This is a genomic window from Halopseudomonas xiamenensis, assembly GCF_014219065.1.
Lineage (GTDB): Bacteria > Pseudomonadota > Gammaproteobacteria > Pseudomonadales > Pseudomonadaceae > Halopseudomonas > Halopseudomonas xiamenensis.
Genome location: NZ_JACLGO010000015.1, coordinates 59651 through 84635 on the forward strand (window position 1 = coordinate 59651; position 24985 = coordinate 84635).

General features: G+C 56.1%; 20 protein-coding genes. 10 read left to right on the plus strand and 10 right to left on the minus strand.

Annotated elements, in window-relative coordinates; translation table 11 throughout:
• The first annotated feature begins 32 nt into the window (after positions 1 to 32).
• The 5 genes from H6X51_RS11550 (at position 33) to H6X51_RS11570 (ending at position 4928) form a co-directional block, all read left to right on the plus strand.
• On the plus strand, positions 33 to 830 hold the full coding sequence (locus H6X51_RS11550) for an SDR family NAD(P)-dependent oxidoreductase (protein WP_074779674.1): 798 nt from the start codon (positions 33 to 35) through the stop codon (positions 828 to 830).
• A 51-nt stretch (positions 831 to 881) separates the two neighbouring features.
• Positions 882 to 1325, plus strand: coding sequence for a nuclear transport factor 2 family protein (locus H6X51_RS11555; RefSeq protein WP_074779676.1), 444 nt, complete (start codon positions 882 to 884; stop codon positions 1323 to 1325).
• Between the two features lie 70 nt (positions 1326 to 1395).
• Positions 1396 to 2766: a phosphotransferase family protein gene (locus tag H6X51_RS11560; protein WP_185267649.1), complete on the plus strand. Its 1371-nt coding sequence runs from the start codon at positions 1396 to 1398 to the stop codon at positions 2764 to 2766.
• Between the two features lie 22 nt (positions 2767 to 2788).
• Complete coding sequence (locus H6X51_RS11565; RefSeq protein WP_185267650.1) at positions 2789 to 3625, plus strand: SDR family NAD(P)-dependent oxidoreductase; 837 nt, start codon at positions 2789 to 2791, stop codon at positions 3623 to 3625.
• Between the two features lie 46 nt (positions 3626 to 3671).
• Positions 3672 to 4928, plus strand: a complete 1257-nt coding sequence (locus H6X51_RS11570) for an MFS transporter (RefSeq protein ID WP_074779771.1) — start codon at positions 3672 to 3674, stop codon at positions 4926 to 4928.
• A 14-nt stretch (positions 4929 to 4942) separates the two neighbouring features.
• Here the strand turns inward: H6X51_RS11570 and H6X51_RS11575 are convergent, their stop codons facing one another.
• The gene (locus H6X51_RS11575; RefSeq protein ID WP_185267651.1) at positions 4943 to 5854 is read right to left on the minus strand and encodes a helix-turn-helix domain-containing protein; all 912 of its coding nucleotides are present in this window, start codon (positions 5852 to 5854) and stop codon (positions 4943 to 4945) included.
• A 232-nt stretch (positions 5855 to 6086) separates the two neighbouring features.
• Here H6X51_RS11575 and H6X51_RS11580 point away from each other — a divergent pair, with 232 nt between their 5' ends.
• Positions 6087 to 6494, plus strand: a complete 408-nt coding sequence (locus tag H6X51_RS11580; protein WP_185267652.1) for a VOC family protein — start codon at positions 6087 to 6089, stop codon at positions 6492 to 6494.
• A 5-nt stretch (positions 6495 to 6499) separates the two neighbouring features.
• Here the strand turns inward: H6X51_RS11580 and H6X51_RS11585 are convergent, their stop codons facing one another.
• Complete coding sequence (locus tag H6X51_RS11585) at positions 6500 to 7279, minus strand: SDR family oxidoreductase (protein WP_074779684.1); 780 nt, start codon at positions 7277 to 7279, stop codon at positions 6500 to 6502.
• A gap of 119 nt (positions 7280 to 7398) precedes the next feature.
• Here H6X51_RS11585 and H6X51_RS11590 point away from each other — a divergent pair, with 119 nt between their 5' ends.
• Complete coding sequence (locus H6X51_RS11590; protein ID WP_185267653.1) at positions 7399 to 8049, plus strand: TetR/AcrR family transcriptional regulator; 651 nt, start codon at positions 7399 to 7401, stop codon at positions 8047 to 8049.
• A gap of 46 nt (positions 8050 to 8095) precedes the next feature.
• Here H6X51_RS11590 and H6X51_RS11595 read toward each other — a convergent pair whose 3' ends face one another.
• The 7 genes from H6X51_RS11595 to H6X51_RS11625 all read right to left on the minus strand — a co-directional run bounded on the left by H6X51_RS11595 (position 8096) and on the right by H6X51_RS11625 (position 17813).
• Entirely contained in the window at positions 8096 to 8929 is an 834-nt protein-coding gene (locus H6X51_RS11595) for an SDR family NAD(P)-dependent oxidoreductase (RefSeq protein ID WP_185267654.1), read from the minus strand.
• Between the two features lie 37 nt (positions 8930 to 8966).
• On the minus strand, positions 8967 to 9779 hold the full coding sequence (locus H6X51_RS11600; protein ID WP_185267655.1) for an enoyl-CoA hydratase/isomerase family protein: 813 nt from the start codon (positions 9777 to 9779) through the stop codon (positions 8967 to 8969).
• 1 nt (position 9780) lies between these two features.
• A complete protein-coding gene (locus H6X51_RS11605; RefSeq protein WP_074779692.1) occupies positions 9781 to 10746 on the minus strand; it encodes a VOC family protein in 966 nt (321 codons plus the stop codon).
• Positions 10747 to 10820: 74 nt separating this feature from the next.
• Positions 10821 to 13337 carry an efflux RND transporter permease subunit gene (locus H6X51_RS11610; RefSeq protein WP_221627323.1) on the minus strand — a complete coding sequence of 839 codons (2517 nt, stop codon included), beginning with the start codon at positions 13335 to 13337 and terminating at the stop codon, positions 10821 to 10823.
• Between the two features lie 169 nt (positions 13338 to 13506).
• Positions 13507 to 14655 (minus strand): WD40/YVTN/BNR-like repeat-containing protein, encoded by a 1149-nt coding sequence (locus H6X51_RS11615; RefSeq protein ID WP_185267656.1) that lies wholly within the window; start codon positions 14653 to 14655, stop codon positions 13507 to 13509.
• 110 nt (positions 14656 to 14765) lie between these two features.
• On the minus strand, positions 14766 to 16130 hold the full coding sequence (locus H6X51_RS11620) for a DUF1329 domain-containing protein (protein ID WP_185267657.1): 1365 nt from the start codon (positions 16128 to 16130) through the stop codon (positions 14766 to 14768).
• A 24-nt stretch (positions 16131 to 16154) separates the two neighbouring features.
• Positions 16155 to 17813 carry a DUF1302 domain-containing protein gene (locus tag H6X51_RS11625; RefSeq protein ID WP_074779700.1) on the minus strand — a complete coding sequence of 553 codons (1659 nt, stop codon included), beginning with the start codon at positions 17811 to 17813 and terminating at the stop codon, positions 16155 to 16157.
• 443 nt (positions 17814 to 18256) lie between these two features.
• On the opposite strand from H6X51_RS11625, the gene H6X51_RS11630 reads away from it, so the two are divergent.
• On the plus strand, positions 18257 to 19111 hold the full coding sequence (locus H6X51_RS11630; protein WP_185267658.1) for an SDR family oxidoreductase: 855 nt from the start codon (positions 18257 to 18259) through the stop codon (positions 19109 to 19111).
• Positions 19112 to 19154: 43 nt separating this feature from the next.
• On the opposite strand, the gene H6X51_RS11635 is transcribed toward H6X51_RS11630, so the two are convergent.
• Positions 19155 to 20063, minus strand: a complete 909-nt coding sequence (locus H6X51_RS11635) for a LysR family transcriptional regulator (protein ID WP_074779704.1) — start codon at positions 20061 to 20063, stop codon at positions 19155 to 19157.
• Positions 20064 to 20193: 130 nt separating this feature from the next.
• Here H6X51_RS11635 and H6X51_RS11640 point away from each other — a divergent pair, with 130 nt between their 5' ends.
• The gene (locus H6X51_RS11640; RefSeq protein ID WP_185267659.1) at positions 20194 to 23757 is read left to right on the plus strand and encodes an indolepyruvate ferredoxin oxidoreductase family protein; all 3564 of its coding nucleotides are present in this window, start codon (positions 20194 to 20196) and stop codon (positions 23755 to 23757) included.
• 24 nt (positions 23758 to 23781) lie between these two features.
• On the plus strand, positions 23782 to 24963 hold the full coding sequence (locus H6X51_RS11645) for an isovaleryl-CoA dehydrogenase (RefSeq protein ID WP_185267660.1): 1182 nt from the start codon (positions 23782 to 23784) through the stop codon (positions 24961 to 24963).
• Positions 24964 to 24985 lie beyond the last annotated feature (22 nt).

A 24985-nucleotide genomic window follows, 5' to 3' on the forward strand; every position in this document is an offset into this window, starting at 1 on the left:
GATCTCACAGTAGACTCCAGGGGGCTTCACACATGAAGCGACTCGATGAGAAAGTGACCGTTATTACGGGTGCCGGAAGCGGCATAGGACGCGCCAGTGCGTTGGCATTTGCCGCTCAAGGCGGCAAGGTGGTCGTTACCGACCTCTATAACCAGGCGGCGGAGGCTGTTGTCCAGACCATCACCGAGACTGGCGGTGAGGCCATAGCGCTAAAAGTTGATGTCGGCCTGGAGGACGATATCAAACACATGATAGACAGCACTATTGAAACCTATGGTCGTATCGATGTGTTGTTCAACAACGCCGTCAACAAGAACCCCGACACGGCCAGGGATATCGACTTCATCAATTTCAATGAAGAACTGTTCCACACCAATATGCGCGTCAATGTGCTGGGCGGCGTACTGGCTTGCAAACATGCGCTACCGCATATGCTGGATCAAGCGGGAGGCTCAATCATATTTACCTCCTCTACCAGTTCCATTGCGGGCGAAGTGGCGCAGTTCAGTTATGGCGCTTCCAAGGCAGCATTGAACTGGTACGTGCAAACCATCGCCACCACCTTCGGCAAGCGTGGCATCCGCTGCAACGCCATTCTCCCCGGCGTGATCCGCACTGCGGCCCTGGCAGGCTGGGCCAATGAGCAAATGACCAAAGCCTTCCTCGACTTGCAGAACGTGCCGCAGCTAGGTGAACCCGAAGATATCGCTAACATGGCGCTGTTTCTCGCCTCGGACGAGTCACGCTACGTCAATGGCGCACTGATGCGCGTGGATGGTGGCATGAGTTGTGGTACGCCGATGGTTCCAGTGGTCAGGGCGTATCTCTGATCAGGCGCGGCATTCAACTGACAAACAGACATTCAAGGTGAGATGCGAAACATGGGTATGCAACAGGAAAAGATTATCAGGACTTTCTGCGCCGCCTGGGGCGACGGTACAGCAACTTCACGGCCGCAGCTGGAGACCATTCTGGACATGATGGCCGAGGACGCTGTTTGGCAACTCTGGGTGCCAGGCGGCCCGGTTATCCAGGGCAAGCAGGCGTTACGCGACGAAATCACTCGGCAAATGAGTTATGTGACCCATAACCACTGCGTAATCCGCAACATCGTCTCCTCCGACAACGTAGTGATGACCGAGCGTGATGACTACGCAGTGTCGGGAGGCAAGCCCATGCCGCACTCCATGGTGGCCGTTTACGAGCTGGATGATCAGGGGCTGATCACCGCCTGGCGGGAGTATCTGGATACAGCGGATCTGGCAAGAAAGAAAGGTGTTCCGCTAGAACAGGTCGGCGGGCCAAGTCTGGATGCCAACGCCTGAACACCACCCTCTTACCTATGAAGGGCAACCGGACGAGCCGGACTTGCCGATGAATGCTTTGGAGCAGCGAATGAACATGGCCGTACAAGACACCACGAATACCGATCAACAGCAAGAACGGAAACTCTGCCAGTTCGTAGAAGAACTCCTTGAGGGCAGAGTTACCAACATCGAACGCCTGCCTCGCTGGCGGCCCGCTTGGAATGTGGATCTCAAGCGCGGTGATGAGATTATCAAGCTGCACATACGCGGTGAGCGCGGCGGCGATGTCAGCCCGTTCCCGGATCTTCGTCGCGAAGCGGATATCCTTACCCTGATCAGGCAACAAGGTATCCCCGCTCCCCGCATCTATGGCTTCTGTGAAGACCCGCAGGCCATCGTGATGCAGAACGTGCCAGGTACCCGTGATCTATCCCAGGCCAAAGACAATGCAGAGCGGCTCAGTTTGGCCAAGCAGTACATTGACGCCATGGCAGCAATGCACAAGTTACCGCTAGACGCTTTTGTCGCACGGGGAATCGATCTGCCGCATGGCGCCGAAGCGATTTCTCTGGCGGGTCTGGAGGCCTACTATCCACTGTATGAACGGAACAAGACGCGCCCGCAGCCACTGCTGGAATTCGCCCTCAACTGGCTGCGCCGCAACGTGCCACAACACCGGATCAAGCCCAGCCTGGTTCAGTATGATTCAGGCCAGTATCTGTTCGAGAACGGCAAGGTAAACACCCTGTACGACTTCGAGTTCGCGATGATCGGCGACCCGCTCGCCGACCTCGCCTCCGCGCGCATGCGCGATAATTACGAACCTCTGGGGGGGCCCTTCAGCGAACTCTATAGCTACTACCAGGAAGTCAGCGGCGAGAAGCCCGAACCCGACGTGGTGCGTTTCCATACTGCCTTGTTCTCTACCGTCAGCGCCATGCAGTTCTCCGCAACTGTCGCCACACCGCAGCCAGGCAACCCGCATGATACCTATATTGAGTTCGATATTGCCCTGCGCCGGGTAGTAGTTCACGCGATGGCCGAGGCGATGGGCGCGGAGATTGCGCCCCCCGCAATCAACATAGTGGAACATGGCCCGAACGCAGAGCTACTCAGCATGCTCACCGACGCAGTCAATCAGGTTCAGATCGAGGACGAATTTCAGCAGACCAAGCTCAACGCTGTTCGCAAGATCGTCGAATATCTGGGGAGAGCTGACGCCATGATCAATCAACTCCAGGCTGTGGACATGCAGGAAGCCGGCGTTCTGCTGGGGTGCAGCTTTGCACACCACGATGAGATGGAGGCAGCCCTGGAACGTTTTGTCGCCACCGCAGGCACAGAGCACGACCTGGCATTGTTGGCTCTCTTCGCTTCACAGATAGAACGACGAGTGCAGGTGTTTGGACAAACTGCCATCGGCAGATCGGCAAGCCATATTGACCTGCCAGCACTGTAGCCCTACTAGTCTGGAGCAGAACATGTCTGACGATAACAACAATAAGCAAGCTGATTTCCTAGGTCGCTACGGCCCGTGGGCTCTGGTAGCAGGTGCCTCCCATGGCATCGGTTCGGAATTTACCCGACAGGTCGCAGCGCAAGGCCTGAACTGCATCCTCGTAGCCAGGACTGAAGACACCCTGCAATCTTTGAAATCGAGCCTGGAGGGCGAGTACGGGGTTAAAGTCCTGATCGTAACTCAGGATCTGTCAGCGCCGGATGCCGCGGCTCGACTGCTGCGGGCTACCGGCGAGCGTCAGATAGGTCTGTTGATCTATAACGCCGGCGGCGACCCTTTTATCAGTCAATTCCTCAATACCGATGCCGAAAGCTGGATGTCGCTGCTGCGGCTGAATACCCAGACAGTACTGGAAACGAGCCATACTTATGGCAAACGCATGGTGGAGCGTGGCCAGGGCGGAGTGATTCTGGTTGGCTCACACGCGGCACTGGGCGGTGTCCGCAAACTGGGCATGTACTCGGCCACCAAGGCATTTTCCCTTAACCTTGGAGAATCACTCTGGGCAGAATGGAAGGATCGCGGAGTTGATGTGCTGAACCTGCTCATCAGTACGGTGGATACGCCAATGATGCGCGAAACCATGCAGCGTTTGAATATTCCTGACGCGGCAACAATGAACTTGCCCCAGGCCGATGACATCGTGCGTCTGGCGTTGGCCGCTCTGCCCAATGGCCCAACCCTTGTTCACCCACAGGATCTGGAGTCGCCGGATGGCGAATTGTCACTCGGTGACCGTCGCCGTGAACATGTCATCAACAAAAGCGCCGAGGCGGCCATGTTCATTGGCCGCGATTGACCGCACATAGCGCGATTGAAATCACTCTGAATGAGCAATGAACAACATGAAAAATTTTGACAACAGGGAATTCAAACTCGGGTGGAAGATCCTGATTCTGGCCACAGTAGGCGTAGCCACCAGTTCAAGCTCGCTTCTGTTGTACAGCTTCAGCGCGATGATGATTCCTCTGGAACTGGCTATGGGGTGGGGCCGCAGTGAACTGCAGGCGGCAATCACTGCGCTGTCGCTCGGTACTATCGTCGCCGCCCAGCTCGCTGGGTGGGTGAACCTGAAGTTCGGCTTGCGCATCGTTACCATCGTGTCGCTTATCGCGCTATCGGTCAGCTTGTTTCTCCTCACTCAGATTCAAACCACTATCTGGAGCCTCTATCTTGGCTACTTCCTCGTTCCGCTTGCCGGGCTGGGAACCTTGCAGATCACGTGGTCGCACCTGGTCAATCTCTGGTTTGTGGAAAACCGTGGGCTGGCGCTGGCGATCATACTGAGCGGGTCCGGACTGGCCGCTGCTTTGCTGCCACTGCTGATCACTTGGTCTGTGTCGACCTGGGGGTGGCAAGCCGGCTTCATTTCCCTGTCGGTACTGCCTGTGGCTATAGCGCTGCCGTTGACCTTGCGCTGGCTGATGCCGGTCAGCAGTAGAAATGGTGCGAAGGCCGCAGAACAGCCCAAAGCGCAACAGGAGTCCGGTGGCATACTGCTCAGCGAAGCTCTGCGCTCGTGGCGCTTCTGGGTATGCAATCTCTCCATGACACTGGTGGTAGCCTGTGTGGTAGGCCTGGTTACCAACATCATTCCCTTGCTACAGGACAGGGGGCTGAGCGCAGTGGAAGCCGGGCAGATTTTCAGCGCCTTCGGCATTTCGCTGATACTGGGCAGGCTGGTAGTAGGCTATCTGATCGACCGTCTGTGGGCACCCGGGGTCGCAGCAGTGGCACTGATGATGCCGGCACTGGCCTGCCTGATCTTTGCGATGGCCACCAACAACACGGCGCTGTATATCCTGGCAACCCTGCTGGTAGGTATTGGTGCCGGGGCTGAGTTCGACATTGCCGCCTTCCTGATTGCACGCTACTTCGGCATGCGTGACTATGGTCGACTGTTCGGTATTCACCTTGGGCTGATCACCGCCGGGGCGGCGGCGGCACCTCTACTGTTCGGTGCTCTGTACAGCCTCACCGGAGATTATTCCGGGCTTCTCACTTTCAGCACCGCTTGCTTCATCATCGGCCCGCTAATGCTGCTCAGTCTGGGTAGCTATCCAGTGTTTCGCCACCCGACCGCCCTGACGCCAGCTCTCTGATGCAACGGCCTAGTTCAGGGGTTAACGCGACGCATCTCCTGACGAAATGCCTCGGGCGTCATACCCACTTCTTTGCGGAACGCCGCCGCAAAGGAGGCGGGGTTCTGGAATCCGGTCTGGTAGGATACCTGCTTTATCAGCACCTTTTGATCAAGCAACAGCGATTTTGCCTTGCGAATGCGGCTCTGGGCCACATACTGGCGCAGAGTCAAACCGACAGTATTCTTGAATAGCATGGAGAACTTTCGGGGTGGCATCTCCCACATCTGGGCAAGTTTCGCGACCGAATTGCCCATTTCTGGGTCCCCATCGAGCATCTCTCGCAATTGCCTGATCTGTTGCAAGCTCAGTTTCCCACGACAATCACCTGGCGTTCTCGAACCCAGAAACTGCCTGTGCAGATCCATCGCAATGCCAGTCAGCATACACTCTGTATGCAGTTGACTGGCAAAGCCCGGCGCAGCCACCTCCTGCGCCAGCCGCTCCATGGAAACCTGTAGATAATTACTCTTCAAATTCAACATGCCGTCATTGAGGCAGTCTTCCCAGCACCACTCAATGCCCGCCAACGGACCCAGTACGCCGGGATCGAACAGACAGATCATCGATTTGAATTGAGACACTCCGTGGTAAAACTGGAACTCAGTCCCCGGGGGAAGAAACAGCACTTGACCTAGCGACTGGAAGTCACAGTCCCGGCCGGAAAAACGACCCTTGTTATCTGAATATCTCGATTGGCTAGCGGCCGCTTTGGGCAACACCAGACGCAGCAGACAGCTGTTCTTAGCTTCAATAACTGCAGTTCCTGCACTTAGCCACTGGGCACCCTGTATCTGAATATCGAAACCATCATCGACCAGGCGGGACTCTGTCCAAAACTCACCAACATTGGACGGGTCATACTCAAGATACTTTACTGAATACATGGTTACGACCTTCAGCGATTATTATTGTGGACACTGAACATTGCCTAACATTGGGCTTCATGACTTATCACTGTTCAGCATAGTCTTCGCCCGCTGTGTGCCAATTACTAAATCCCTTTAGCTGGTATTCAAAAAAGCAATACCTGTGACCAGTTCTTTATTGTTGTCCCTACGCCGCTTATGCACTTTTAATGAGTTCCACGCATTCACTCGCACTCACTCAGGAGCTTCCATGACACTTCGAATGGATCACTTCACCATTGTTACCGACCAACTGGAGGCCACCCGCCAGTTTTACGTGGACCTTCTCGGACTCGAAGTCGGCCCGCGGCCACCATTCCCAGTGGATGGCCTGTGGCTGTATGCCGACTCCCATCCCATGCTGCATGTCATTTCAGTGGAACAGATGCCCGAGCCACGCCGCGGTGTGCTCGATCACATGGCTTTTTTTTCCTCTGGTCTGGGTTCGATGCTCGACAAGCTCGATGACCACAACGTCCGTTACCGCATCATCCGCGCCCCCGGAGAGAACCGAACCTGGCAGGTATTTTTCAAGGATCCGAATGACGTCGAGGTCGAGCTCGACTTCGACGCCGAGGAAACGCCACCTGCCGACTGGAAGCAACGCAGCAAACGCTGAGTAGGTCAGATCAAGCCGGCGTAGGCGCCGCCATCCAGTTGCAGGTTCTGCCCGGTGACATAGCCAGCCTGGGCTGAACAGAGGAACGCGCAGGCCATGGCGAGCTCTTCAGGTGTACCGAATCGTCTGGCCGGGACAGGTCTGAGCATCTCGGCTCTCGCCTCATCCAGACTGATGCTCCTGTGCTTTGCCAACTGACCGGTCATGTAGGTCAGCCGGTCGGTCGCAATGCGTTCAGGCAAAAGATTATTGACCGTGACATTGTCGCGAATGACTTCCACGGACAGCGCCTTTGAGAAGGCGGTGAGACCAGCCCTGGCTGCTGTCGAGAGGCCCATCGGCAAACGCGGAGACTTGACCATGGCGGAGGTGATATTGACGATACGACCAAAACGCCGCTCGCGCATTCCATCAACCACGGCCTGGATCAACAAGATGGCGCTGAGCATATTGGCTTCCAGTGCCTGTTGCCAGCATTCGAGATCCCAGTCCTGAAATTTCCCCGGTGCTGGACCACCGTTATTGGTGACCAGGATATCCGGAGCAGGACAGGCCGCAAGGAGCTTCTCCCGGCCAACGCTGGTGTTGAGATCCGCTACCACCTGCACTACCTCACGCCCCGTGCAGTCGCGAATCGCCATCGCAGCCTCATTCAAGCTACCGGGATCGCGCCCGTTGATGAAGACCTCGCACCCTTCAGCAGCCAAGGCGATGGCACAGGCTCTACCCAAGCCCCGCGAAGAAGCACAGACGAGCGCTTTACGATTGGCAATATTCAGATCCATATTTACTCTCCCCCCCTGTCGAGTCCCGCAAGGCTCAGCCTCATTACAGCGAGGCTGTAATCCTCTATCCTGTAGACACTTACACTGAAACTTTCCCATGAAACCGGAGACGGAATACGATGAGCAAGCCGTCAACCCGAGCGGAACCTGGCAAGCGCAACACCATGAATCGACTGCTGGCCGCCGGCAGACAGATTTTTGCCCTGAAAGGTCTTGCAGGCGCCCGGGTAGAAGATATCGCCCGCGAAGCCAAGGTGACCAAACAGTTGGTCTATCATTATTACGGTTCCAAGGAAGTCTTGTTTTCAACCGTCCTGGATGACGCATCGCAGCAGATCATGCAGGAACTGATCACGCTTGATATCGATGATCTGCCACCGGAAGAAGCGCTGCGAAGTTTGCTCCATTGCTGTTTTGACCAGTATATGAAAGATCCACACCTGGGCGCGCTGGCCCTGGAGGGTATTCGTTTTCATAACGCGTCGGAGACCAGAAGCAACAGTTTTACCAGTGAATCCCCAGCGCTTGTCGTCAAGTTCTCAGCAGTTCTGAAGCGTGGAATGGAGACTGGTGTGTTCAGGCAGGGTATTGATGCCCGACTGCTTCTGGCGAGTTCCGCGCTGCTGATGTCAGGGGGGTTCACCAACCATTACACCATGTCAGTTCTCGTCGGGTTTGACACCACCTCGGAGGACGGCATGCGAATCTGGCGCGAACACTCGGCCAATCTCATTCTTGCCAGCATCATGCAGCAGCCTGTACGCCTGTAGCCCACTTCAGGCGTACAGGCGTATCAACCAACGCAGCGCCCGCTTATTACATCCCGGTACGACCTTCCGACTGCTCGAAGAAAGCACGCATCGCCACGAGCGACGGGGTGTGACTGCCAAAGCCGCCATCTGCTACCAGGGTGGTTCCGGTCACGAAGGATGACTCATCGCAGGCAAGAAACGCTACCACATCAGCGATCTGCCGCGGGGTTCCCAGTTCAGGGGTCAGGTGATTGTCGCGCAGAATACTGAGCAACTCCGGGGGCATGGAGCTGTGGGCATTTTCTGCAGGTGCCAAGCCAATCTGAACCGCATTTCCACGCACACCCAGCTTGCCATACTGCGCCGCTACCAGCTTGGGCAGCATGTTCAGCGCTGCCTTGGTTGTCGCGTAGCCCGTCAGGGACAGATCTCCCTGGGCACCCAGTCCAGAGGTGGCGAAAATTACCGAGCCTTTGCCCTGTTTCAGCATCACCGGGATGACATGCTTGGAACACAGAACGGCACCGCGCAAATTGACTGCGACGGCGCAATCAAAAGCATCCATGTCCAAGTTACAGATATCGCGATCCTTCTGACGCTGGCCCACGTCCAGAACCGCAGCGTTATTATGCAGCACGTCGATGCGGCCAAATCGGCTCATCACCTGCTCTACCATTGCCTTGACGTCGTCTTCACTGGATACGTCGGTGCGCAAGGCAATAGCCTGACCACCGGCTGATTCGATCTCTGCCGCGACACTCTCCGCCGCTTCCTGATTGATATCGACGATCGCAACTGCTGCGCCATGGGAGGCTAGCACCCGTGCGCACTCAGCGCCCAGACCGCCTCCCGCACCGGTGATGATTGCTACACGATCCTTGAGCTTGTCTGTTGTCATTTTATTGTTCTCTTGTCTTTATACGAGATGATCCGCTTCACTCACCGGTGAACTGTGGCGCTCGACGCTCGGCAAAGGCCAGCGCTGCCTCCTTGGCGTCCTTGGTGGTGGCCAGCAACGAAAAAAGATCCAGTTCGAGATCCAGGCCCTTCTTCAATTCGACTTCCAAGGCAGCGCGCGCTGCTCTTTTTGCATACACCGAGGCCATAGGTGATTTGCCAGAGATCTGCAACGCCAGCGCTGATACTTCCTCGAGCAGGGTCTCGGGGCTTTTAGCGACACGGGATACCAGCCCGATCTGCCATGCCCTTTCAGCATCCAGACGTTCGCCCGTAAGAAGCAGATCAAACGCATGACCCGGCGTTACCACTCGGCACAATCGCTGCGTTCCGCCGCCGCCGGGAATCAATCCCAGACCGGTTTCCGGCAACGCGAGCACCGCATCGGGCGACGCGAAACGGATATCACAGGCTAGCGCGAGTTCGAGGCCGCCACCCATGCAGTATCCGTGAATTGCGACGATAACCGGTTTACTGACCGCATCGACCGCCTCGATCCAGCGGGCATCCTCCATACGCTTGCGCACTTGAATGGAAGTCTCAAGAGCGCGCTTTTCCTTGATGTCTGCCCCGGCGCAAAACCCTCGCTGGCCTTCACCACGGATCACTATGACATGAATCCTGGGGTCATTCTCCAGGCGTTCGAGGGCCGCTGGTACACCTGCACGGATAGCGTCGTTGATGGCGTTGATCTGACCAGGACGGGTGAGCACTACCCATCCCACGGATCCGTTACAGTGCATCTGCACTGCTTCGTTGATTACTTCGGGCAGGCTTTCTTTAGTGCTCATATCAGCATTCCTCGAACTCGAACAACTGCCCTCTGAGTTCAGAGGGATCAATCCTGATCAGCGACTTTCCGCCCACCGCATCGCATGAGTCGATCCAGCTGAATGCCGTGCCCCGAGCCCGGAGGTCTTCGGCCTTGGCAGCCAGGTCATTCACTGCAATACGAATGTAATAAGGCCCCGGCCCCCAACTGTTGAGGTAGAGTCCTGCGTCGCTGTTCCAGCGAGTCGCTTCAATGATGTCCAGCGTGGCGCTGTTCGCCAGGGTAAAGCCCATGCGCGCACGGCGGTATCCTTCGCCTTCGATAAGCTCGACGGGGCCCGAGGGTTCCCAGTCGAGATTCGCAGAGCAACGGCGAAGCGTCTCGTTAAGGTCGCGCACCAGATAGCCACGGGCAGACACACGCACCATATCACCGGGCTTCAAATCACGGGGCTGCGGAGCGGGCACCGAGAAGGTTTCAGCTGGCATCTGCAGCGGCTCCATAGGCATGATTTCTATGCACAAGCCACCATCGACGATGGGGTCATAGAAAGGTTTCTCAGGAGAGGCACCGAGCCACAGACGGTCAAACGGCATGTCGGGAGTGCGCTGCGCCATACGGAATGGAAGCCGTCTACGCATCAGCTTGCTGACCAGCGCGTCGAACTTGTCGCCATGCAGCGAAAGCACGATGGAATGAGTAAGCATTGGGCGGTGGCGTCCCTGATACTCCTTCAGACTTTCCAGAAAATCGTGAAACATCGGATCACCGGGGTTCGGACGATCAAGATGCCATTGTGGCTCGACGCGGGTCGGCGACACCGCCAGTGATTTGTGAACCCGCAGAAAATGAGCAATGTACGGATGGTCATCAAAAGCCTGGCGCCAGCGCTCATGTTTGTATATTCCCAGCTTGTCGACCAGCAACTCAGTCATACCGTCTGGGTCTGGCACCATCATGTCGGCGCTCATCAGCAATTCGAACATCTTTATCTCCATCTCTTACGGGAGCGAATAAAATCCAGGGTTAGGTTGAAAGCGCCATTCCCTAGCGCTGCATTTCAGTTAGTGTTCACCAGCTCCTGCTTGTAGCGTCCCGGTCCGGATGCTGACGGCTCGACGGGCGCTTCCGCCGGCGACGCAACTTCGCCACCTTTGTGGTTCTCCGTACCCACGTTTCTGAGCAGAAAGTGAGACAGGGCAGGAATCAGGATCAGGGCACCGAGCATGTTCCACAGGAACATGAACGTCAGCAGAATGCCCATGTCAGCCTGGAACTTGATGGGTGACCATGCCCAGGTGATTACACCTGCCGCCATAGTCAAACCGATCAGTGCCACCACTTTCCCGGTGAAATCCAGCGAGCGGCGGTAGGCTACAGCCAACGACTCGCCGCGAGCCTGGACGGCCAGCTGCACACTGAGCAGATAGAGCGCGTAATCGACGCCTACACCCACGCCTACCGCCATGACCGGAAGGGTGGCAACTTTGAGACCGATACCCAGCCAGACCATCAGTGCTTTACAGATGATGGTGGTCATGATCAGCGGGATAAGCGCAACCAGGGTCGCGCGGATGCTGCGGAAGGTGATGAGACACAGCAACGCAGTGGCACCGTATACGGCGAAATACATGACCAGGATGCCACGGCGAACTTCGATGTTGGTTGCCGCCTCGATACCTGCATTACCCGCTGCCAGCAGAAACTCTACCGGCCGCTCGGCGTCCGGCCCGGTATTGAATTTCGCAGCAAAGTCCTCGACTTCATTCAACACCCCGGTCAGCGTATCGGCCTTGTGGTCGGTCAGATAGGCAATCAGGGGGGTAACTGAACAGTCCTGATTGGTAGTACCTGGCGAGGAAATCATAGCGGCATCGACCGAGGCATTGGTAATCGCCTGATCTCGGCTGATGGTCAGCCATTTGGCGCTACCTTCAGCCATACCTGAGGTCATGAAACGGACAGTGTCGGCCAGTGAGGTGGTTGTCTGTACCCCCTCGGTCTGCCGCAGGCGCCAGGCAAGCTTATCCATGGTCTGGAGTGGCCCAAAGAAACGACATCCATCGGGATCGGTCTTCATGATGACCACGAATTGGTCGCTGGACAGACCATAGTTGGTCGTGATGAAAGCATTATCCAGGTTGTAGCGCGAGTCCGGACGCAGCTCCGGCGCACCCGGATCCAGATCACCTATCTTCAGATCCAGCATAACAGCAGAGCTGACTACCGTTACCAGCAACGAGACGCACACCGCAGCGATTGCCCACTTGCGTTCAGTAAACTTGTTCAGGCCTTGCCACACCCTGCCCTGCCAGCTGCGGTTCTGCTGTATGTTCTTGTCTTTTTCGATAGCAATCCGCGCCGCTTTCTTGCTGACGCCTATGTATGACAAGGCAACCGGAATCAGAATGAGTTTGGTGAAGATCAGAACCGTGACACCGATACTGGTTGTCAGCGCCAAGTCCCGGATAACAGGAATATCGATGATGGCCAGAACGGCGAACCCCACTACGTTTACCAGCAGTGCTGTCAACCCGGTCAGAAACAGCCGTCGGAAGGTATAACGCGCAGCGACATACTTATGGGTTCCGCGGCCGATATCCTGCAGGATCCCGTTCATTTTCTGGGTGCCGTGGGAAAGGCCTATCGAGAAGATCAGGAAGGGTACCAGAATGGAATAGGGATCCAGCTCATAGCCGAGCAACTGCATCAGCCCGAGAAGCCAGACAACCCCCGTCACCGCTATACTCACCAGTAACAGGGTACTGCGAACGCAGTGGGTATACAGATACACAAAGAGCGCGGCCACCAGCACGGATATGCCGAAGAACATCATTACCGCCTGAAGTCCTTCGATCAGATCACCGACCAGTTTACTGAAGCCGACGATATGAATCCCCACGCTGTCGCTTTCAAATGACCTGATCTTCTCCTCTAACTGTTTCGAGAACTCACTGTAATCCAAGGGCTCGCCGGTCTGGGGATGGGTTTCCAACAGAGGCGCCAGGATCATGCTGGATCTTGAGTCATTGGCGACCAGGCTACCCAACAACCCTGCACGCGTAATATTACGTCTCAGCGCGCTGATACTCGCTAGGCTACCGTCGTAATCAGAAGGCATGACCGCACCGCCGCTGATGCCTTCTTCAGTGACTTCGCGCCACCGTACGATAGGCATCCACAGTGATCGCATCCAGGATCGGTCAATGCCGGGAATCAGATAAAGCGTGTCATTTACGTCCTGCAACACCTGCAGATATTCCGGGTCATAAATATCTCCACTCTTGCTGCTAACCACCACGCGAATATTATTACCCAGGCCCGGGAGCTCGTTCTTGTGTTCGAGGTAATTCTGGATATAGGGATTATTAACCGGAATCATGCGTTCGAAACTGGCATTGACATCCAGCTTCGTGGCAAAGCTGCCCAGCACAATGGTTATCAGAACACAACTCAGAAGAACCAGCATCCGATTATGAAAAATAATGCGCTCAAACAGGCCACCCGAGCTTTTGTCGAAGTCTTGTAGGTCACGTACTACCGGCATCCCGTTATTGTTATTACTCAATTCGACCATTTCTTTCTCCAAAGGCCTTAGTGCACATACAAGACATGTAGCGTCAGTGCGTCCTGGATGAAAACTTCATTGATACCAATAAGCGTTCCTGAGCCAGCCACCCTGTTCTCTTGATAAGGAGGGTAGTAGCGGCGTGGTACTACCATCAATTACCTGATACCGGCATTAACTAATTGAGTTTGCTGATATCAATCTTTCGGACGCCGGAGAATTGAGTAACCATCAACTCTCTTGAACCGTCCACCATGGCCGCAGAGGACACCTCTCCGCTGAAGGGCACTTCCAGTCTGGCCGTTTCGAGATTACGGGAATCGAGTCGTATCAACTCTCCGCGCTGACTAACCAATATAAAGTGGTTGGGGCCGTCTTCCAGGCAATCCACCAGACTGGCCTGCTGTTGAGTGTCCACTCGATCCCAGCTCAGGCCCTCATTTCTGCTGACATACAAATTGCCCCGCAGACCGTACGCCATGACCAGACCGTCACGTACGTGCACTCCAAAAAAAGTACCGGTATAGAGCGTTTCTACCCGGACGAAACGACCCAGCCCCCGATCCAAGCGCATGACCAGACCCTGCTCACCGCTTATGTAAGCTTGCTCACCGTGCATATCGATACTGTACAAATGCATGCGCCGCTCGTTTTCGGTGCGCTCGATCCATGGCTGCCACGTCATACCGTCATCAATGGTGTGTAGCAGCATGCCAAAAGCACCCAGCAGAAAGCCTTCTCCGTTGTCGTTGATGAACACATCCAGAAAAGGCGTGGCCATGACATCGGGATCGGACGAGGTGCTCAGAGCCAGATCTACTTCTCCCAGTAGGCTTTCAGCTTCATACTCATCGATGCCAGCAGCGGTGGAATAGTGCTCTCTCAACAGCGTCACCAAGCTACGACCGTCCAACCGAACTTCCCACGATTTGCCGCCATCAGTTGTGGCGAGCAGAACGGAATCATGCCCGACAGCCCAGCCATGCAGCTCATCACGAAAATGTACCTGCACGAGATCACTGGCCACGGGACTGGTGGAGGGGCTCCAGCTGTTACCGCCATCGCTGGAAATCATGATCAATCCGCGCAGCCCCACACTGACAAGATTGCCGCCGGCCTGCGCTATTGCCACAGCGGGCTGGGGACGGCTCAGATCCTGAATGATGGAAGGCTGCTCAAGCGGATCATGGAGACCGCGTGAAGACTCGCTTTTCGTTTCGGAGGCCAGGACTGAAAAGGAACCCAACCCAAGACACAGGAAGCAGGCAGTTGCGAGAGAGATCGATCTCGTGGCTGGGGGATATTTCAACCAGCAGGATATAGTCATTATTCTTATCCTCAATAATCCAGACGCGTCTTGGGCTTGAACAGCGTCGCCGAGTGGCGACAGCTGTTCCCGGTAGCGCTCCCCCTGGGACCGCACCGTGACTGCTTGAGTTACCGTACGCTTTCTCGAGAAACGATGGCTTCAGGATTCAGCTCTCGCTCGGACCGAGGTGATTCGAGCACCTTGTAGCCACCGGACAGAGCGTCATTGATCAAGCCATACATGCCTCGATTGAAGTCATAAATGACATGTTTGACGATGTAGGGAATATCGTGATCATAGAACTGAACACCACCCAGCATCATGGATCGATAAAGCTGACCACTCTGATCCCAAGCGTCATACAGACCGGCGCCATAGGTGTCTTCATCGAGGTAGTAGGTTCGTTTGCTGTAGACATGACGACGACCTTCTTTCAGCGTCGCTTCCACTTCCCAGACGCGGTGCAGCTCCCAGCGTTCACACTCTGGATTCAGATGTGATGCCATCAGCTGAGTATCGGCATTGCAGTCAAAATACAGCTCGTAGTTGTTATACGGGATATACATCTCTTTCTTGCCGACCAATTTGAAGTCGAAGCGATCCTGCATACCCGAGAACATGAACAGCTCATCGAACAACTCGATCCCGCCCATGCTGGCAACCGGTGTGTCATAGGCAAATTCTGGAGCAAGTTTGACGCGACGCTGCCCTGGGGTATAACTCCACGCGCGTCGTGCTCGACTGGTAGGGTCGAGAAAATCCGTATAGCCGGTCATTTCACCAGCTCGACGGGCCGGTTCCTTGGTGACCGAGTACACCCGCGTGTACATCTGCTCGTCACGACCGGGCACATCCATCTGGTAGAACGGCCGCTCGACAAAGGTTGCCTGTTCCGACGCCTTAGTTACCGAGCCATTTGACGCGACGATCCAGCTGTTCGACGACGAGGTGGTAGTGCCAAACTTTCCGTCGTTGTAGCGCACCTGCTGGTTCCACATCACCTCATTCCCCGTCTTCGGGATCGGGAAAGGGACTCCACCCCGGCAGGCGGGATCAAGAGCGAGCCCGTCCTTGAGGGTGGAGCATTCGGTTGCGTTGCGAACGGATGCGTCTAGAACTTCCTGCGGCAGAGCTGCGGTGCGGTGTGTCGGAAAGATATCCATATAATACTCAGGATTTCTCTTCAGCAGCTCAATCTGGCCCTCACTCAGCTTGTCCGCATGTTGAGCATAATTGCTGGCATCAATGCGAAAAAGAGGCTGTTCATCCTTGAACGGGTTTACCCAGTAACCACTGCCCGGCTCGAAGCCAGCAGGTGCCTCGCGCAGCCCACCCTCGAAGGCAGGAATGGTTCCCGCCTCATTTCCGGCCTGAATAGCGCCGGTCAAGGTCAGCGACTTGCCGAGCTCGGCTGCTTCCTCAGGTGAAACGGCAGCTATTGCAAAGGCTGACACTCCACTGAGAACCAAGCCGAAAGCGAGTTGGAATTTCATAGACGTTCTCCGTTCTTATGTTTATTAAAACGAGGTCCGGTAAGTAAAAGAGACCCAACCCCGGTCCGTACCACCTGCGCTGGTCATTCTGTCACCGTTGGCATTCAGCGTATGTTTTTCCTTCGCAGACGTGTCCGCATAACGCAGGGTAAACTCATGACTTTGCTGGTAGGTCATTTTTGCACCCACGGACCAAGCCAAGGCACCTTCAGATCCACCGCCCGCGCTTGCCGCGTTACCATACAGGCCATAGTTCAAGGTAACAGGAAGATCCAGATCCCAGGAAGGCAGAACAGCCAGATACTGCGGGGTGTAGTTTACTGCCATGGCAGCATAGTTGCGGGTTGAGCAGCCATCCTCCTTGCCCCCGGAACCGGCAACGCCCGGCGTACGCAAGTCGGTACAGGCATCGTAGCCTCTACCTTTGTATAACTCCTCGTTGTGCGTCACTTTATCAAGATGGCTGAAAGCCAATTCGGCTACCAGCGTGGAATTGTCAGCCAGCCAGTAACGGGGCACACCATAAACAGCATTCAACACCATGTGAATGGTGTCACCGCGCGGCCCTTCATTATCAAGCGCGCTGATGCCCGTAGCGTTCAGCGCACCGTCCTTCCGGTAGGAAATTTCCGCGCCGATGGAAGCAGAGCTGATGTTGCCCGCATAACTCAAGCCAAATAGCTTGACGTTGCGCGGGTAGACCAAACGATATTCCAATGCGTCCATATCGATCTGCGGCGACAACCAGGCCTGATAATCATCGAACTCCCGATAGTAGGCACCGAGCGTCACGCCAGCACTCTGGATGTCGTAACGACCCATGATGCCCCAGTTCGCGCTATCTCGCCCAAACTTGGAATCAGCACGAGCAAGATCGAAACCGGGTGCCGCAGGCAGACGATCAGGCCCTTCGAAGAAGGGATCGGCCGCACCGAAATAGGTTCCGCCGAACGGAAAGCGGGTGTAATCCCACTCGTAGAAGTACTGTCCGGAAATGGACAGCGAATCGGTCACCTGCGCCTTGGCCGAAACCTGGCCAATAGGCAGAAAGACCTCCTTGGTCTCGATGCCCGGACTGGTTACCGCTTTAACTGCATCCGTGGGGGCTTGCGAATAAGCGATGGCGTGGGCACCGAATAGCAGACCCTCCCCCCAGTAATTTGTGTGTTTACCAACCTTAACGTTGACCGGCGCATTACCGATGTGGAAGTTGGCCCATACAAAAGCGTCGAGAATTTCACCGGAGGGACCATAAACGTAGCGCTCGACTTCAGAGCTGTAGCGATCATTACGATAGCTGGTCGAATAGCCCGGAACATTACTTTCGACCGAGCGATCACTGTATGCATCGTCATACCAGCCAGCAGCACTGACCCGCGCACCAAAATGCCATTTATAAGCAAGATCGATTTCAGTCAACACATCAAGACGGTTTGTAACTATGTCGCCCCGGTCAAATTTTCCGTTGGATTCGTCAAAATTCGGGTTGTTCATGATACTGCTGTCCTGGCTCTCCGCACGGATGCCCAGGTTGTAACGAACGGTGTTATCCCAGCGTAAACGGATGTCAGGATTACCCAGATCTATCTGCATGGCAGACACATTGCCTGTTGCTGCTACGACCGCAAGAGCCAGCGCGCTGCGAGCCAGGGTGCTTCGCCCAAGTTTGTTTTTAACGTTCATCGGTCTTCCTTTGTTTTTATTTTCAATGGCTTATGAAACCTTCCGCGTTTTGCTGCAGCGCCGCGTCCCGATCTCTCCATCATGCATCCATCGGCTGGATCCGTCGCGCTCTGTTCAGCGCTTTTTATCCTAACCTAAGAATCCCCATGATTCCACATCAAGATTGCAATTCTCTATACAGACTGACAGGCGACCAGTTTCTTTGCTTCAAGAACCTCACCCCTACTCGCTGAATCACTCCAAGCGGGTGTACAAACCTCGGCTGGTGGTTTGCCAACCGCCTTTAAGTAAACATAACATAGAGTTCTGTTCAATTTATGTCTTTCTTTTTTGGTTTATCACAATCTAACGAGAGTCAGCTCAGCCGATAGAAGCCTCAGAAGCAGGGCTTATAAGCGATTCAGCTGCCATTTCCGGTTTACATGCATCATCAAGGAGAATGTATGAATATTGATCTTAGCGACAAACGCGTGATTGTCACTGGCGCATCGCGCGGGATCGGCAAGGCAATTGCCACCGCCTTTGCAGCGGAGGGTGCCCGCGTCGCGATCTGCGCCAGAAATCTGCAGGCAGTCACTGCTACAGGGCAGGAACTGGAAGCTAGCGCGAGCGCCGTCATTGCCCGCTCGGTGGATGTGACAGATACCACTTCAGTGAACGCTTTCGTTGCTGAGGTCACGGAAGCCTGGGGCGGGGTAGATGTATTGGTCAACAATGCTGGCCAGGGCAAGGGTGGCAACCTGGACACGCTGACGACCGAGGCCATTATTGAGCATGCCAACGTACTGCAGATGGGTCACTTTCGTTTTGTTCAGGCTGTTGTACCCTTCATGCGCAATCAGCGCTGGGGCAGGATCATCGAGATCAATGCGCTGGCGGGCGTGATCCCCACGCCAGAAGGCATCCCATCAGTGATCAATCGAGCCTCCTGTGTAGCCCTGTCAAAGTCGCTCGGCATGTCGCTGCCCAAAGACAACATATTGGTCAACTCGTTGAATATGGGCTGGATTGATACCGGTCAGTGGGATCGACACTTCAGGGAGATGGGGCTGGGGGTAACCCGAGAGGAATTCGACGAGATGGTCATGAAGGTAGTCCCGCTCGGGCGCTACGGCCGACCTGAAGACGTGGCCGGCATGGCGCTGTTTCTCGCCAGTGATTACGCGAGTTTTATCAGCGGTGCCTCTATCGATATTGCCGGCGGTATGGGTGGGCAGATTGCCTACTTCCCTACATTAAAGCGCGATTTCGCCGAATCCATTCGGCAGCGAAGGGAAAACTCCTCGCTCACGGAGTGAGCACCTGATCGAATAAGGTGTCGCCTGGCGGGACACTGCCTGCTCAGGATCCGCAAGCATGAATGAGGAATTGCTGAAAGGCGCTGGCAGCTTCGTTCAGGCTTGCGCCTTCACGCCACAGCAGGCCCAGCTCCATGGGTGGCACGGCGTCGGTAAGCGGGCGGATTTCAATCTTCTTGCCCTCCAATGACCAGGCACGATACAGCATGTCCGATAGAATCGTAACCCCGAAACCGTGGGCCACCAGCCCACGGAGCGATTCCATGGAAGAGGTGCGAAAGGCCACTTGCGGCTTCAGGTTCTGGCTATGCCAATAGCGCAGAGCCGATATTTCGCCTTCATCGACCGTGGGCATGATATAGGCGTGCTCAGCGACATCTTTCAAAGTGATGGAATTCGATTGCATCAGCGGATGGGTGGAAGCCAACCACAATTGCCGACGCGATCTGATCAGCACGCTGCGCTCCAGGCCGCTTAGATCGCTGGCGTTGGATATTACCGTCAGACCCATGTCCAGCTCACCCGAAGTGACGGCGGCCTCGATGCTACTCCGCTCCATATCAATCAGATCAATCTCGACATCCGGATAATTACGCTTGAACCGCGCCAGCAGGTTCGGCAGGAAGTAACCCAACACAGTGTAAGAGGCCCCTACCCTCACCACCCCGCTGGTTGCATGACTGAGAAAGAACGGCTCGCTAAGTGCATCCTGCAACGTATCGAGAATATGACTTGCATGCTGCAAGAACTTGTTGCCCTCCGCCGTGAGGCTGACGCCGTAGGGCATCCGTTCGAACAGCTTCACGCCCAGGCGCTCTTCCAACTGCATGACCGCAGCAGTGATCGCCGACTGCGATACATGCACCTTGCTAGCCGCTTGGGAGAATTGGCCGGTCTCTGCAGCCGCAACGAAGTATCGCAACTGGCGCATCGAAACATCATTCTTTGTCATCTGTTTTTCCAATACCTTCGTCTAGTTTTTATAATTTTACGATACCAGACGGTCTTCATATACTCCAGTCAAGCCGTACTACCGTGCATTGCAGTAGCCATAAACAGAACAAGACAGGTAATCATCAGCCATGGGAACTTCCCTCTCGCTTGACGACAAGTATACGCAGATAAGCGGCAATCAACTGATGACTGGAATCCAGGCGCTGGTCCGGTTGCCGCTTATGCAACGCCAGCGGGACCTGGCTGCGGGACTGAATACCGCGGGCTTTGTCTCCGGCTATCGTGGCTCGCCTTTGGGCGGTTTCGATCAGCATCTGTGGCGCGCTCGGGAATACCTGAAAGCGAGCCACACCCATTTCCAGCCAGGCGTTAACGAAGAGCTGGCCGCCACCTCAATCTGGGGCACCCAGCAGGTCAACATCTTTGAAGGCGCCACCTATGATGGCGTATTCGGCATGTGGTACGGCAAGGGGCCAGGCGTTGATCGCTCTGGAGACGTCTTCCGGCATGCCAATGCGGCTGGCACCTCAAAATTTGGTGGTGTGCTGGCCATCGCCGGTGATGACCATGGTGCCCGCTCCTCTTCCCTGCCGCACCAGACAGAGCATATATTCAAAGCCGTAATGATGCCGGTGCTGGCACCTTCTGGCGTGCAGGAGTACTTGGATTACGGCATCCACGGCTGGGCCATGTCCCGTTACTCCGGTTGCTGGGTAGCGCTGAAAGCCGTCGCCGATACCGTTGAAAGCGCAGCGATTGTCGATATCGATCCGTTTCGTGTCGAGTCGATCATTCCCGACTTCCAGATTCCCGAAGGCGGCCTGAACATCCGCTGGCCAGATCCGCCGCTGGCTCAGGAGCAGCGCCTGCTCGAACACAAGCTTTACGCCGCTCTGGCCTATGCCCGCGCCAACCGTATCGACCGCGTGGTCATGGACTCACCCAACGCCCGCATCGGCATCATCACCGCAGGCAAATCCTACCTGGACGTGTGCCAGGCGCTGGAGATCCTCGGCATCGATGCCGAACAGGCCCAGCAGATGGGTCTGCGCGTTTACAAGGTGGGTATGGTCTGGCCCCTTGAAGCCGAAGGCGTGCGCCATTTCGCCGAGGGGCTGGAAGAGATCATCGTGGTGGAAGAAAAACGCCACATGATCGAGTACCAGATGAAGGAAGAGCTGTACAACTGGCGCGAGGACGTACGGCCACGCATCGTCGGTAAGTTCGACGATAAGGGTGAGTGGAGCATGCCCCACACTGATTGGCTGCTACCGGCCATCAGTGAGCTGACGCCAGCGCATATCGCCCGCGCCTTGGCCAAGCGGATTCTACGCTTGCGTCCGAACGACAGATTGCAGAACCGCTTGCAGCAACTCGAAGCACAGCTCGCCACCAAGAACGTGCTGGGCGCGCTGATGGACCGGGTGCCCCACTACTGCTCGGGCTGCCCACACAATATCTCTACCAAGGTGCCGGAAGGCAGCCGGGCGCTGGCGGGTATCGGCTGTCACTACATGGCCGCATGGATCTATCCGCAAACCCAGACGTTCAGCCAGATGGGCGGCGAAGGCGTAGCCTGGATCGGCCAGGCACCATTTACCACTACCAAGCACGTTTTCGCCAATCTGGGCGACGGCACTTACTTCCATTCCGGCATCCTGGCAATACGCGCAGCGGTCGCTGCCAAGGTGCAGATCACCTACAAGATCCTGTACAACGATGCCGTAGCCATGACCGGCGGGCAGCCGGTCGACGGCATTCTGACAGTGCCGCAGATCACCCAGCAACTGGCCGCCGAGGGAGTCAAGCGTATTGCCGTAGTGACCGACGAGCCGGAAAAATACGAATCGGTGAAGAATCTGGCCGACGGCGTACCAGTGCTGCACCGCGACGAGATGGAAAAGCTGCAGAAGGAACTGCGCGAATTCGACGGCGTGTCCGCCATCGTCTACGACCAGACCTGCGCTGCCGAAAAGCGCCGCCGCCGCAAGCGCGGCAAGTTCCCTGATCCGGTGCGCCGAGTGGTGATCAACCCGGCGGTTTGCGAAGGTTGCGGTGATTGCAGCAGCAAATCCAACTGTATGTCCGTGGTAACCGTCGATACCGAATTCGGCCAGAAACGCAGCATCGACCAATCATCGTGCAACAAGGATTTTTCCTGCCTGTCGGGCTTTTGTCCAAGCTTTGTAACCGTGGAAGGCGGTGCACTGCGCAAGGCCAAGGCGCTGGGCAACACCAGTGCCGATGAATGGCACCTGCCAACACCGCCCATGGCGTCACTGGATCAGCCCTACAGCATCCTGGTCACGGGCGTAGGCGGCACCGGCGTGGTAACCATCGGCGCGTTGCTGGGGATGGCCGCCTACATCGAAGGCAAAGGCGTGCTGAATCTGGATATGGCCGGCATGGCGCAAAAAGGCGGTGCCGTGTGGTCGCATATCCGCATTGCCGCCGAGCAATCGCAGCTGCATGCACCGCGTATTGCAGCAGGCGAAACCAGTCTGTTGCTGGGTTGCGATCTGGTGGTCAGTGCCAACGATGAGACCCTGGAAAAGCTCCGCCACGGCGTCACCCACGCCGTGGTGAATTCGGATGAAAGCATCACCAGCGAGTTCGTGCGCACCTTTGCCATGCAGGCCGAGAGTGGCAACCTCGAAGCTCACCCCGACCCCAAATTCCGCACCCAGGCCATGTCGGCGCAGATCGCCGAAGCGGTTGGCGAGGGTCAGTCCAGTTTCCTGGACGCCAGCCACATTGCGACTGTACTGATGGGCGACTCGATTGCCACCAACACCTTCATGCTCGGCTTCGCCTATCAGAAGGGCTGGCTACCGGTCGCACAGGAATCGCTGGTGCAGGCCATCGAACTGAACGGGACGGCAGTCGAGTTCAACCTCAAGGCATTCGATTGGGGGCGCCGCGCCGCCGCTGATTTACCACGCCTGCGTAGCCTGATCAACAGCAACAGCAGCAAAGCCTCAGAGCAACCACTGTCGCAGAATCTGGATGAGATCATTCAGCGCCGTATCACTACCTTGACCGAGTATCAGAACGCCAAGCTGGGCGAAAAATACCTGGCCCGCGTGCAGCAGTTCCGCGAGGCTGAAACGCGGATCGCTGGCGAGCCGGGCAAGTTGACCGAAACCGTCGCACGTAACTACTTCAAGGTGCTGGCTACCAAGGACGAGTACGAAGTGGCCCGACTGTATACCAACGGCGATTTCATGAAGAAGATCGAAGCGCAGTTCGAGGGCAACTACAAGCTCAACTTCCACCTGGCACCGCCCATAATGAACAATGCCAAGCCAGGCGAAGAGCCCAAAAAGCGCAGTTTCGGCCCCTGGATGATGCGCAGCTTCAAGCTACTGGCACGCCTGAAGTTCCTGCGTAATTCGGTCATTGATCCCTTTGGCTATACCGTCGAGCGCAAGATGGAACGCGAATGGCTGGCGACCTACGAAGGCATTCTTGACGAGGTGCTCGACAAGTTGACCGCCGAGAAACTGCAAACCGCCGTAGAGCTGGCCAACCTGCCAGACATTGTTCGTGGCTACGGCCCGGTCAAGGAACGCTTTCTGAGTCAGGCCCGCGCCCAGCAAGCCCGGCTGCTATCGGCATTACGCAGTGAGCAGCAAGCAGAGTTTCATGATGCCACCACCAAGAACGCACGCATTCAAGCTACGCAGTTATAAACATAAGAACAGGAGTTGAACGATATGAGCGCTATACCCGGGCTGGACTTCTTCCTTGGTGAAGACATCGACATGTTACGTGATTCGGTTGCCGGCTTTGCGGCCAAGGAAATCGCACCACGTGCCGCCGAAGCTGACCGCACCGACCAGTTTCCGATGGATCTGTGGCGCAAATTCGGCGACATGGGCCTGCTTGGCCTTACCGTAGCCGAAGAATACGGCGGCTCGGGCATGGGCTACCTGGCACACATGATCGCCATGGAAGAAATTTCCCGCGCAGCCGGCGGCATTGGTCTGTCCTATGGTGCCCACTCGAACCTGTGCGTGAACCAGATTCACCGCAACGGCAGCGAAGCACAGAAGCAGAAATTCCTGCCCAAGCTGATCTCCGGCGAGCACATCGGTGCCCTGGCAATGAGTGAGCCGAATGCCGGCTCTGATGTGGTTTCGATGAAACTGCGCGCCGACAAAAAAGGCGACCGCTACGTATTGAACGGCACCAAGATGTGGATCACCAACGGTCCTGATTGCCATGTGCTGGTGGTCTACGCCAAGACCGATCCCGCCGCCGGTGCCAAAGGCATGACCGCCTTCATTCTGGATACCAATACCCCTGGCTTCTCCGTTTCGCAGAAGCTCGACAAGCTCGGCATGCGCGGCTCGCACACCGGCGAGCTGGTGTTTAACAATGTTGAAATCCCGGAAGAGAACATTCTCGGCGGCCTGGGCGAAGGCACCCAGGTGCTAATGAGCGGCCTGGATTACGAACGCGCTGTCCTGAGCGGTGGCCCAATGGGCCTGATGCAGGCGTCGATGGATATCATCACGCCCTACATACATGACCGCAAGCAGTTCGGCCAGAGCATCGGCGAGTTCCAGCTCATCCAGGGCAAGGTCGCTGATATGTACAGCACGCTGCAGGCATGTCGCGCCTATCTTTACAGCGTCGGCAAGTATCTCGATGCCATGGGTAGCGGACATGCCCGTCAGGTCCGGAAGGATTGTGCGGGTGTGATTCTCTATACCGCAGAGAAAGCCACCTGGATGGCCGGTGAAGCAATCCAGATTCTCGGCGGGAATGGTTATATCAATGACTACCCTACCGGCCGCATCTGGCGTGATGCAAAACTGTACGAGATTGGCGCAGGCACCAGCGAAATTCGGCGCATGCTGATCGGTCGTGAATTGTTCAACGAGACCCGTTGAAGCGCACCTATAAAAAGAGATG